Annotated in this window: 8 protein-coding genes; 4 read left to right on the top strand and 4 right to left on the bottom strand. The window is 71.9% G+C overall.

The window, feature by feature from the left end; translation table 11 throughout:
• Window positions 1-113: 113 nt before the first annotated feature.
• The 3 genes from ACIBVL_RS15235 to ACIBVL_RS15245 all read left to right on the top strand — a co-directional run bounded on the left by ACIBVL_RS15235 (window position 114) and on the right by ACIBVL_RS15245 (window position 4,201).
• Window positions 114-1,073 (top strand): 5-dehydro-4-deoxyglucarate dehydratase, encoded by a 960-nt coding sequence (locus ACIBVL_RS15235; RefSeq protein WP_399097605.1) that lies wholly within the window; start codon window positions 114-116, stop codon window positions 1,071-1,073.
• A 320-nt stretch (window positions 1,074-1,393) separates the two neighbouring features.
• The gene (locus ACIBVL_RS15240) at window positions 1,394-2,731 is read left to right on the top strand and encodes a gluconate:H+ symporter (RefSeq protein WP_399097606.1); all 1,338 of its coding nucleotides are present in this window, start codon (window positions 1,394-1,396) and stop codon (window positions 2,729-2,731) included.
• Window positions 2,732-2,872: 141 nt separating this feature from the next.
• Window positions 2,873-4,201: an enolase C-terminal domain-like protein gene (locus ACIBVL_RS15245; RefSeq protein ID WP_399097925.1), complete on the top strand. Its 1,329-nt coding sequence runs from the start codon at window positions 2,873-2,875 to the stop codon at window positions 4,199-4,201.
• 164 nt (window positions 4,202-4,365) lie between these two features.
• On the opposite strand, the gene ACIBVL_RS15250 is transcribed toward ACIBVL_RS15245, so the two are convergent.
• Window positions 4,366-5,508 carry a magnesium and cobalt transport protein CorA gene (locus tag ACIBVL_RS15250; protein WP_399097607.1) on the bottom strand — a complete coding sequence of 381 codons (1,143 nt, stop codon included), beginning with the start codon at window positions 5,506-5,508 and terminating at the stop codon, window positions 4,366-4,368.
• Between the two features lie 207 nt (window positions 5,509-5,715).
• Here ACIBVL_RS15250 and ACIBVL_RS15255 point away from each other — a divergent pair, with 207 nt between their 5' ends.
• Window positions 5,716-6,825 carry a winged helix DNA-binding domain-containing protein gene (locus ACIBVL_RS15255; protein ID WP_399097608.1) on the top strand — a complete coding sequence of 370 codons (1,110 nt, stop codon included), beginning with the start codon at window positions 5,716-5,718 and terminating at the stop codon, window positions 6,823-6,825.
• 112 nt (window positions 6,826-6,937) lie between these two features.
• On the opposite strand, the gene ACIBVL_RS15260 is transcribed toward ACIBVL_RS15255, so the two are convergent.
• From ACIBVL_RS15260 to ACIBVL_RS15270, 3 genes are all read right to left on the bottom strand, one after another.
• Window positions 6,938-7,729, bottom strand: a complete 792-nt coding sequence (locus ACIBVL_RS15260; RefSeq protein WP_399097609.1) for a S1 family peptidase — start codon at window positions 7,727-7,729, stop codon at window positions 6,938-6,940.
• 237 nt (window positions 7,730-7,966) lie between these two features.
• Complete coding sequence (locus ACIBVL_RS15265) at window positions 7,967-10,783, bottom strand: ATP-binding protein (RefSeq protein WP_399097610.1); 2,817 nt, start codon at window positions 10,781-10,783, stop codon at window positions 7,967-7,969.
• A 260-nt stretch (window positions 10,784-11,043) separates the two neighbouring features.
• Window positions 11,044-11,877, bottom strand: a complete 834-nt coding sequence (locus ACIBVL_RS15270) for a response regulator transcription factor (protein WP_399097611.1) — start codon at window positions 11,875-11,877, stop codon at window positions 11,044-11,046.
• Window positions 11,878-11,932: the final 55 nt, after the last annotated feature.

Consider the following 11,932-nt stretch of genomic DNA (forward strand, 5'->3'; position numbering starts at 1 on the left):
GGGCCCATCGTAAATCCGCGGCAATCCGGTCTGCACCATCCGTTGACCCATCCCGTTCACCCATCTAACCTCCATCTGCATACGTAGACGCCATCTGCATACAGGGATGAGACATGACAGGGATCAGCGCGGAGGTCGCAGGGGTCACTCAGCGACTCCGCGACGGAATGGCGAGCGGGGTGCTGTCCTTCCCCCTTACGAGCTTCCGGGCCGACGGCGGCCTCGACCTGGACGCCTACCGGGCGTACCTGGCCGACCGGTTGGCCACCGCCCCCGGCGCGGTGTTCCCGTGCTGCGGGACTGGAGAGTTCTTCTCACTGGACGAGGACGAGTACCGGGCCGTCGTGCGGACCACGGTCGAGGTCGCCGACGGACGGTTGCCGGTGGTGGCGGGCATCGGCTACGGCTGGGCGCAGGCGCTGCGCTTCGCCCGTATCGCGGAGCAAGCCGGCGCGGACGCCGCACTGGTACTGCCCCACTACCTGGTGGGCGCCCCGCAGGACGGTCTGGTGGAGCAGCTGCGCCGGATCGCCGAAGGCACCCGGCTGCCACTCATCGCCTACCAGCGCGGCCAGGTCGCCTTCACCGCCGACGGCCTGCGCCGGATCGCGCGCATCCCCACCGTCGTCGGCCTGAAGGACGGCCACAGCGACCTCGACCGGCTCCAGCGCCTCACGCTCGCCGCGCCCGACGGCTTCCTCTTCTTCAACGGCGCCGCCACCGCCGAGATCCAGGCGCGCGCCTACGCCACCGTCGGCGTCCCCGCCTACTCCTCCGCCGTCCACGCCTTCGCCCCCGAGATCGCGAACGCCTTCTTCACCGCCCTGCGGGACGGGGACGACGCGGGCGTGACCAAGCTGCTGCGTGAGTTCTACGTCCCGCTGGTCGAACTACGCGACCGGGTGCCGGGCTACGCCGTCTCCCTGGTCAAGGCCGCCGCCCGGCTGCGCGGCTTCCCGGTCGGCCCGGTGCGCGCGCCGCTCACCGACCCCGGGCCGACCGACCTCGCCGACCTGGAGAAGGTGCTGGACCACGGCCTGAGCCTGGTCGGCGCCGTACGACGACCCGCTTGACGTACCAAGGCACCCCTCGTGCCCGCCCGAAGCGGGTGCGCGTCGTGCCCGCAGGATGACCCGTGTCGCGGACCGGACCGGATCCGAGAAGTCCGCGGCCCTCAGGGAGCCCCCGGGCCGCCACCCCGGTGTCTCTCCTCGCCCACGGCCACAGGCGTCGCCGTTCCGCGCCGCCCGCACCACACTCCTCCCGCGCAGCCACGCGACAGCGCCCTACCGCTCCTCCAGGGCGTGCGGCCCGATCACGCCGTACGCCGACCGGGCCGCCCGCAGTCGGCGGCGCTCCGACTGCTCACTCAACAGTTCAAAGGGGAACTGCCATGCCTCTCCTCGTAGTCGGGATCAGCGTTGTGATCCTGCTTGTGCTCATGACCAGGCTGAGGCTCAACGGCTTCGCGGCCCTCCTGCTCGTGGCGGTCGGCGTCGCACTGGTCCGGGGAATCCCGGTGGCCACCATCCCGGACGTCCTCTCCGAAGGCATCGGGGACCAGATCGGTGACACCATGCTCACCATCGGACTCGGCGCCATGGTCGGCCGTGTCATGGGAGACTCCGGCGCCGCACAGCGGATAGCGGGCAAGCTCCTCGACGCCTTCGGTCCGCGTTGGGTCCAGGTGGCCATGGTGGTCACGGCGATGCTGATCGGCGTGACCATGTTCTACGAGGTGGCTTTCATCATCATCGTCCCGATCGCGTTCACCCTGGTCAGGGTCACCGGTACGAAGTTGCTGTGGGTCGGCCTGCCGATGTCCATCGCCCTGTCCACCATGCACAGTTTCCTGCCGCCGCACCCCGGCCCGACCGCCGTCGCCGCGACCTTCCACGCCTCCGTCGGGCTGACGCTCTTCTACGGTCTGTTCATCGCCGTTCCGGCCGGCGCGCTCGTCGCCCTGACCTGGCCTCGCCTTCCGTTCATCAAGGCGATGAACCCCACCATCCCCAACGGCCTGGTCAGCGAGCGCGAGTTCACCGACGAGGAGATGCCCTCACTGGGCTGGTCGCTGTTCGTGGCGCTCTTCCCCGTGGCGCTGATCGTGGCGGCCGCCGTGACCGACATGGCCACCTCCACCGAGAGTCCGCTACTCCACGTCGTCGCCTTCATCGGCTCGGCACCGATCGCGCTGCTGCTGACCCTGTGCCTGGCGATCTGGGCGTTCGGACCCCGGATCGGCCGAAGCCTGGAGGAAGTCGGCGCCTCCTGCACCTCGGCGGCCAAGGCGATGGCGATGATCCTCCTGGTGATCGGCGCCGGCGGGGCCTTCAAGAACGTCCTCGTCGAAGGCGGGATCTCCGACTACATCAAGGACGCCACGGACGGCTGGTCCATCTCGCCGATCATCCTCGCCTGGCTGGTCGCCGTCATCCTCCGCATAGCGCTCGGCTCGGCGACGGTCGCGGTCGTCACGGCCTCCGGCGTGGTGCTGCCGCTCCTGGCGGGCAGCGGGGTCCACCCGGAGATGATGGTGCTCGCCGTCGCCTGCGGTTCCATCGCCTGCTCGCATGTCAACGACCCGGGATTCTGGCTGTTCAAGGAGTACTTCAACCTCTCCGTCATCGAAGCGATCAAGGTTCGCACCACGTATACGACGGTGCTCGCCGTCCTCGGCCTGGGGGGCGTTCTGGTGGCCGAGTGGGCCATCGACGTCCTCGGCCTCTGAACCCGGAAACCTTCCGAGCAGGGGACCTTCCCGACCTCAGAGTCCTCCCTACCTCGGAGTCCTCCCCACCTCAGGAACCTCACGGTGCCGGAAACTCCCGATCCCCCGCACCGCCTCACCGCAGAAGGGCACCCGATGAGCATCGGACAGCCGACCGTCACGGCGTTCTCCGTCTATCCGGTCGCCGGCCGGGACAGCATGGAGCTGAATCTCTCCGGCGCCCACGGCCCGTACTTCACCCGCAACGTCGTCGTCCTCACCGACTCCGAGGGACGTACCGGGCTGGGGGAGGTGCCCGGCGGCGAGAAGATCACCCAGACCCTGCGCGACGCCGAATCCCTCGTCGTCGGGGCGAAGGTGGGCGACTACAAGCGCGTCCTGCGCGAGATCGGCGACCGGTTCGCCGACCGCGACGCAGGCGGACGGGGCGCCCAGACCTTCGACCTGCGGACCACCGTCCACACGGTCACCGCCGTCGAGTCGGCGCTGCTCGACCTCCTCGGGCAGCACCTTGACGTGCCCGTCGCCGCGCTGCTGGGCGATGGCCAACAGCGCGATTCCGTGAGGGTGTTGGGCTATCTCTTCTACGTCGGTGACCCGGACCGGACCGACCTGGAGTACGTCCGTGAACCGGACTCGCCCGTGGAGTGGTACCGGCTCCGGCACGAGGAGGCCCTGTCTCCGGAGGCGATCGTCCGCCAGGCCGAGGCGGCCTACGGCCTCTACGGGTTCCGGGACTTCAAGCTCAAGGGGGGCGTCCTGGAGGGTGCCGAGGAGGTAGCGGCCGTACGCGCCCTCAAGGACCGCTTCCCCGAGGCCCGGATCACCCTCGACCCGAACGGCGCCTGGTCACTTCGTGAGGCGATCGAGCTGTGCCGGCCCCTGGCCGGCACGCTCGCCTACGCCGAGGACCCCTGCGGAGCCGAAGGCGGCTACTCCGGACGGGAGATCCTCGCCGAGTTCCGTCGCGCCACCGGCCTTCCCACCGCAACCAACATGATCGCCACCGACTGGCGCCAGATGACCCACGCCCTGGCCCTCCAGTCGGTCTCCATCCCGCTGGCCGACCCCCACTTCTGGACCATGCAAGGCTCCGTGCGCGTGGCGCAGCTCTGCAACGCCATGGGCCTGACCTGGGGCTGCCACTCCAACAACCACTTCGACATCTCCCTGGCCATGGTGACCCACTGCGGTGCCGCGGCCCCGGGCGAGTACAACGCCCTGGACACCCACTGGATCTGGCAGGAAGGGCTGGAACGGCTCACCACCGCCCCACCGCGCATCGCCGGTGGTGAAATCGCCGTCCCGGACGGCCCGGGGCTGGGCGTCCGCCTCGACATGGACCGGCTCCTCATGGCCCACGACCTCTACCGGGAGAAGGCGCTGGGGGCACGCGACGATGCCGTCACCATGCAATACCTCACCCCTGGCTGGGAGTTCGACAGCAAGCGCCCCTGCCTGGTGCGATAGACGACCGTTCGAGCACCTGCCCGTCGTTTCGGCATGGGATGTCCACGAGGTGTGACCGCGCCCGACCCGGTCCCGCGATCACCACCAGTGCCCGGTCCGTCGGCGTTGTCAGGCAGTGGGAAACTCGCGAAGACCGCAGAGGAGCCGAGCTTGGCAAGAGGGAATCAGAGCCAGTCCCGCCGCTTGAAAATCAGGTACAAACTGACGCAAACAACCCCCATCAGGCCGATGGCGAAGGGGTATCCGAAGGTCCAGTTCAACTCGGGCATGTGCTCGAAGTTCATGCCGTAGATGGTTCCGACCAACGTGGGAGCAAACAGAATCGCCGCCCAAGAGGAGATCTTCTTGATCTCCTCGTTCTGCTCGAACCCCGCCTCCGCCAGCGCCCGCATCTCCGCGTTCTGCTGCTGGGTGACCAGGGTCGCGTTCACGGTCAGGATCTCGGTGAGGGCCTGGCGGAAGCCGTCGACGCGTTCGCTGGTGTGGGTGACGTGGTCGGCGACGTCGCGCAGGTAGCGCTGGAGTTCCTCGTCGGTGCCGTACTTGGAGAAGCCGGCCATCAGACCGTGCAGCATGCCGACGAGGGGGCGGGTGGCGCGCTGGAACTCGACCATCTCGCGGGAGAGTTCGTAGATGCGCCGGGAGACCGCGGGGTCGCCCCGGAAGACCTCCGTCTCGATCTCGTCGATGTCGTTCTGGACGCCCGAGACGACCGGCACGTAGCCGTCGACGACCGCGTCGAGGATGGCGTAGAGGACCGCCTCGGGGCCGAGCTTCAGCAGGTCCGGGCTCTCCTCCATGCGGCGCCGCACCGCCGACAGGTCCGGCGCCGCGCCGTGGCGGACCGTGATGACGAAGTCGGGGCCGACGAACACGTGCAGTTCGCCGAAGTCGATCTCCTCGGGTGCGTCGAGATAGCGAGCGGCCCGCAGGACGACGAAGAGGGTGTCGCCGTAGCGTTCCAGCTTGGGGCGCTGGTGGGCCTCCTTCGCGTCCTCGACGGCGAGCGGATGGAGGTCGAACTCGGCGGCGAGGGAGTGGAGTTCGGCCTCGGTGGGGCGGGCAAGCCCGATCCAGGCCATGCCGGCGGGCTGCTCGCGCAGTGCCCGGTAGGTCTCCGCGAGCGTGGCGGGGGCGTGGACGCGAACGCCGTCCCGGTACAGGACCGCCTGGACGACACTGGCCACCTCGCCCGTCTCGGGCGGCGGCTCCTGGGGCGCCGGAGTCCGCGGGTGCGAGCGGGGCGGCTCCGGCGGGGGTGGCGAGCGGCGCCAGACGGACTTCCGGGAACGGGGGCGATCGGGCATCGCGGCTGCCTCTCGGTCGCGTCGGTGTCGGTCGAGCCTACGTCCGCGTGATCACGGGGCAGGATATACGGGGCGCAAACAACGGCGTCCCCCCCAAGCGCGGCCGTCCCCGACAGGCATCCTCCCGGCCACGGCGGCCGGATCCCCGTCCCCCTGCCGGTCGGATCCCGTACGGCAAGCCAGTGCCGCGGTACTAGCTTGCCGTACATGACGAAGACGACGACCGCGGCCGCCCCCGTGCTCTCCGCCCGCGCCCTCAACCGCGCGACCCTCGACCGGCAGCTGCTCCTGCGGCCCGCCGGGCTCTCGGCGCGGGCGGCGGTGGAGCACCTTCTCGGACTCCAGGCGCAGAACGTCAGGCCGCCGTACTACGCGCTCGCCGCCCGCCTGGACGGCTTCGTCCCCGAGGAGCTGTCGACGCTCATGGCGGAGCGCGAGGTCGTCCGGATCGTCAGCATGCGGTCCACCATCCACACCCACACCGCCGACGACTGCCTCACTCTGCGGCCCCTCGTCCAGCCCGCCCGCGACCGTGAACTGACGCACTTCCGCACCGGCCTCGCCGGCGTCGACCTCGACCGCCTCGCCGCCCTCGCCCGCGACCTCGTCGAGGCCGAGCCGCGCACCATGAAGCAGCTGCGCGAGGCCCTCTCCGCCGAGTGGCCCGACGCCGACCCGCAGTCCCTGGCCGTCGCCGCCCGCTGCAAACTGCCCCTCGTCCAGGTGACCCCGCGCGGACTGTGGGGGAGGAGCGGACAGGTCGCCCTCACCACCGCCGAGCACTGGCTCGGACGGCCCGCCGAACCGGCCCCGGCCCCGGACGCCGTCGTCCTGCGCTACCTCGCCGCCTTCGGCCCGGCCTCCGTCAGGGACATGCAGACCTGGGCCGGACTCACCCGGCTGCGCCCGGCCTTCGAACGACTGCGCCCCCGGCTCCTCACCTTCCAGGACGAGCACGGCGTCGAACTGTTCGACCTCCCGGACGCCCCGCGTCCCGACCCCGACACCCCGGCCCTGCCCCGCCTCCTCCCCGAGTTCGACAATCTCCTCCTCTCCCACGCCGACCGCACCCGGGTGGTCCCGCCGGAGCACCACGGCCGCAGCTGGCAGGGCAACCAGGCCCACCGCACGCTCCTCGTCGACGGTTTCCTCGCGGGCGTGTGGAAGCTCGAGGAGGACGCTCTCGTCGTCGAGCCCTTCGGCCGGCTGACCCGGGCCCAGCGGGAGGACGTCACCGAAGAGGCCCGGCGGATGCTCGCGGTCATGCACCCCGGGACGGCCTGCGACATCCGGTTCGGGACCGTCGTACGGCCGTAGCCCGCCTTCCCGCGGGCATGGAAAGGGGGCGCTGCGGGCCGCTCGTGGAGGCTCGCAGCGCCCCCTGGTCGTTCACCTGAGGGGTGCTCAGGAATTCCTGGTCACGCGGTCACTACGAGTTGACCTGCGCGGTGACGAGGCTGGAGAAGGTGGTCAGCCGGGTGTACACACCCGGGTAACCGGCCTCCGCGCAGCCCTCGCCCCAAGAAGTGATCCCTGCCAGGACGCCCCCGATGAGCAGGGGACCGCCGCTGTCGCCCTGGCAGGTGTCTACGCCACCGGATGTGTATCCGGCGCAAACCATGTCGGTCTGGACGAAATCCGAACCGTAGGAGCTCTTGCAGCTGGAGTCGGACACGATCGGGACGGTCGCGGTCCGCAGCTGGTTGGAGGAGCTGCCGTTCTCCGAGGTGGTGCCCCAGCCGAGGATGCGGGCCGTGGTGCCGGCCGCGTACACACTGGTCTGGGACGAGGAGACGTACGACGCCGTGGTGTACGGCATCGAGGTCGAAAGGGTCAGGACGGCCACGTCGTCACCGTTGGTGGCGTCCGTGTAGGCCGGGTTGATCCAGATCTTGCTCACCCGGCTGACCGTGCCGTTGGTGCCGTTCAGGTAGGTGCGGCCGCCGACGACTCTCACGCTGCTGGTGGTCTCGCCGACCATGCAGTGAGCCGCCGTGACCACCTTGGTCGCCGAGACGAGGGTGCCGCCGCAGAACTGGTTCTGGGAGGCGTCCGTGATCTGCATCATGAACGGGTAGGAGGTCGTGGTGGTCGTCGTGCCGCCGACGATCGGCTGCGGCGCTGCGACAGCGGTGGGGGCGCTGAGCAGAGCGGTGGCCACGGCGGCGGCGGTGGCCGCGACGACGGCTGCGGCCTTCTTGGCACGTGTGAGCCCGAACATGCGTCTCCTCGTGGGGGATTTGCCGGTGGGGGTCGCGCGGGTGTGGGGGGTGGAGCACGGGGGTCGCGGGACCGACCCCCGTGTGCCCGGGCGAGCGGCACATCCCGAACGCTAGGTGCCGGCACACCCTCCTCCCAATGAGGGAACCCCCTAGGGGCGTTGGGGCAGGGAAAACCCTCGGTCAACCCGCGGGGGGCTCTCCGTCAACCCGCGTACGGCAGTTAACCCCCGCGCGCCTCACTTCGCATGGCGCCCCGCCGCCAGACGGACGATGTCCACCCGGGAGCGGATCCCCAGCTTGCGGTAGACGCGGGTCAGGGTCGCCTCCACCGTCTTGACGCTGATGAACAGGCGCGCGGCGATCTCCCGGTTGGTCGCGCCCTCCATGACCAGAGCGGCGACCTGACGCTCCATCGACGCCAGTCCTTCGAGGGCGTCGGACGCGGGAACCTGCGGGCGAACCGGGACCGGCTCGGCGGCACCCTCGGAGGCCGCCGCCTCCACCTGTCGCAGCCAGGGCAGCGCCCGGCACCGCCGGAACAGCCGGGCCGCCTCGTCGTACGACGTCGGCCCCGGCCGTCCGGTGCGCAGCCGGGCCAGCGCGAACGCGGCCCGCGCCTCCTCCAGGCCGTATCCCAGCTTGGCGAGCCGGTCCTGAACGGACGTCAGCCGGGACAGCGCCCCCTCGTGGTCGCCGTGCGCAGCCCGGACGAGGGCCTCGGCCCGGTCCAGTACGGCGAGGACGCTCTCCCGGCCGAGCCGCAGCGCGTGCTCGCGGGCGACGTCGATGACGTCCTGCGCCTCACCCGGTTCGCCCACCCGGACCAGTGCCTCGGCGAGGTCGCCGTGCCAGCGGCCGCGCGCCGGATCGGTGATGCGCAGTCCCGCCTCCAGCTCCCGCACCCGGCGCAGCGAGCCGACCGCGCCCGCCGCGTCCCCGGCCACCAACTGGGCGTGGCCCAGCGCGGCCAGCGCCCGTGAGAGGTACATCTGGTCGCCGTCCTCCTCGGCGCGCTCGGCCGCCTCCCGGGCCAGGGCCAGCGCCCGGTCGACGTCCCCGCCGGAGGCCTCGGCGAGCGAGGCGAGCATCGCGGAGGCGCCCAGGCCGATGCCGGAGTCGCGGGCCAGCCGCAGGCTCTCGCGGGACAGGTCGAGGGCGCGCCCGCAGTGCCCGGAGCGCAGTTCGGTCTCGGCGAGGAAGCGCTGGAAGTGCACCTCGCTCTCGACCATGCCGCGCCGGCGCACCTCGCGCAGCAGCGCGGTGATGGTGGCCCGGGCCTCGGGCAGCTGGTCGCTCATCAGCAGCCAGCGGAACCGGGCCGCGCCGACGCCGTTGTGATGGCACGCCACATACGGGTCCTGGGGCTCCTTCAGGGCGCGCTTGATGGTGGTGGGCGCGTCCGGGTGGCCCATGAGGGTCTCGGTGGAGGCCTGGAAGGACAGCGCCATCAGCTCGGTGCGCCGGTCGCCGCCGCGCGCGGCCAGCTCCGCCGCGTGCGCGGCCTCCTGCCGGGCCTCGGAGAAGTCGCCCTCGACGATCAGCTTGCGCCAGGCGAGGTGGTAGTGGACCAGGGCGAGCAGCCGGGGGTCGTCGCCGGCGTCGGCGAGGGCCTGCGGGAAGACGGCGTCGACGTCGCCGAGGGCCTGTCCGGCGGCCTCGATGACCACCTCCCAGGCGCGGATCCGGTCGGCGGGTACGGTCGCCCGGGTCAGCACCTCACGCGCGATGTCCCGGGCGAGGTCCACCTCACCGGCCGTGATCGCGTCCTCGGCGGCCTGGAGACGGTGCTCGTCCGGGGCGGGGGTGACGTCCGGCGGGGTGTGCCGGGCGGCGAGCAGCCCGAGCGAGGCGGCGACCGACGGGGCGCCCCGGTCGCGGGCCAGGGCGGCGGCCTCGGCGAGCCGGGCGGCCACCTCCGGGTCGGTGCCGGTGGTCGCCAGGGCGAGGTTGCGGGCCCGCTCGATGGGATCGGAGGCCGCGGTGGACAGCGCGGCGTGCGCGGCCCGGCGCTCCTGCGCGGGAGCCTCCGCGTACAGCGCGGCCGAGATCAGCGGATGCGCGAAGCGCATGGCGGGGCCCTCGGGCTCGGTCGCCAGCAGCCCGAGCTCGGCGGCCTGGGCGGTCTCGGCCTCGGCGTTCTCCCGGCCGGCCGCGTGCAGCAGGGCGAGCGTGGGCCGGGCGCCCGCGCTGGCCACCAGCAGGGTGCGCCGGGCCTCGCCGGAGAGCATGTCGAGGCGGCTGAGCACTAGGGCGCGCAGCGAGGTCGGCACCGGCAGCGGCTCACCGGGGCGGGGCGGGGTCGGGTTCTCGCCGAGGGCGCGGCCGAGCTCCAGGGCGAACAGCGGGTTGCCGCCGCTGGTGCGGTGGATCTCCCGGACCGTGGAGCGCGGCAGATCGGTGTAGCCGCGGTGGTCGAGCAGCGCGGAGACCTGGGCGCGGGAGAGCGGGTTCAGCCGGACGGCGAGGGTGTCGGGCGGGGACGCGCGTAGATGACGGTCGTACTCCTGCCCCTCCGTGCGCACCGCGCAGAGCAGCTGGACGGGGGTGTCGCCGAGGCGGCGGGCGGCGAAGCCGAGGAGTTCGGCGCTGGCCGAATCCAACCACTGGAGGTCGTCGGCGACGAGGAGGACCGGTCCGGAGGCGGCGAGGGCGCGCAGGGCGGAGAGGACGGCCAGGCGCAGGGCGAGGCCGTCGCGCTGCAGGGTCGACTCGCCGCGGCCGGTCAGCGCCGACTCCAGGGCCGTGCGCTGCGCCGTCGGCAGCTTGTCGGAGATCTCGTCCAGGACCAGGCCGAAGAGGTCGGCGAGGGCCAGGAAGGGGAGGTGGGATTCGGACTCGGTCGCCGAGCAGCGCAACACGGTGCGCGCCGCGTCGCCGTAATCCGCGGCCAATGCCCGCAGCACGGTCGACTTTCCTATTCCGGCGGGCCCGTGGAGCAGCACACTGCCGCCGCGGACCAGCTGGTCACGGGCGGAGGCGAACAGCTCCTCCCTGCCGATGACCAGGTCGGGGCGGCATCTGGCAGGCTCCTTGAAGTCCCGTCGCACGGTCACCGCTCCCCTCCGAGTGTCGTGTCCGGGCCAAATTCTAGGCAACGTCTCTTTGAAATTCGGAGGGACGGCGTGGTGAGGGACATTACAACGGGACGCATAAGGAAATTCAGTTCACCGACGAGTGAATGGCTGGTTGCCGTGGGAGCTCCTTCCTGGCTTGATCCGAGCGGTCCGTCCGCCGGTCGCGATGGGTGTTTGCGACCGGTGTGGGAGCACTCTTCCATGGCCGTGTTACCGACAGGAACCGTCCCGCGCAGCTCTTAGGGCAGCAACCCCGCCCGCCGGGCCGCCACCACCGCCTCCCCGCGCGTGTGCGCGCCCAGTCTGCGCATCGCCGACCGCAGGTACCCCTTGACGGTCTCCGGGCGCAGCCCCAGCCGCTCGGCCGCCGCCGCGTTCGTCGTGCCCGCCGCCACGCACGCCAGCACGTCCAGCTCCCGCGGCGCGAGCGTGACCTGCTGTTCGACGGGGCTCGGGGTCAGCATGCCGCAGGCGTCCAGCAGTTCCGCCCGCAGGGCCGGGTCGCCGATCCTCGGGGCCAGCGCGCGCAGCGCCGCGTGCGCCTCGCGCACCTGCTCCCAGCCGGGGCCGGCGCCGGGATCGGGGGCGGGCCGCGGCCGGGCCGCCGACAGCAGGCCGCGCGCCTCGTCCTCGACGACCAGCGCCTGCTCCACGTCCCGTGCCACGTCCACGGCCGCGTTCAGCGTGCGGTCGCCCAGCGGCCGGGCGGTGCGCAGGGCGCCGTACAGCACACCGCGCACCCGGCGCCGTACCACCACCGGCACCGCCAGCACCGAGCGCAGCCCCTCCTCGGCGACGGCCGCGTCGTACTCGTGGCTGATCTGCCGGGAGAGCGAGTAGTCGGCCACCGCGCACGGGCGGGCCAGCGCGACCGCCTTGCCGCCGAGGCCGTTCCCGGAGGTCACCGCGAGTCCGCTGAGCGCGAGCGTGGCCGCGCCGCTGACCTCGCTGATGCGCATCCGGGCCCGCCCCGGCTCCACCAGGCCGCCGAAGGCGACCGGCAGCCCGGTCGTCCGCCGCAGCCGCGCCAGCGCGCCGCGAATCTCCGCCGTTCCGGCCGGGTCTGCTGCCACGTCTTCGCCCTTTCCGGTGGTTGGGGAACGCCACACGCCCCCTGGGCGCCGCACA

The sequence above is a fragment of the Streptomyces sp. NPDC049687 genome, assembly GCF_044465285.1.
Lineage (GTDB): Bacteria > Actinomycetota > Actinomycetes > Streptomycetales > Streptomycetaceae > Streptomyces.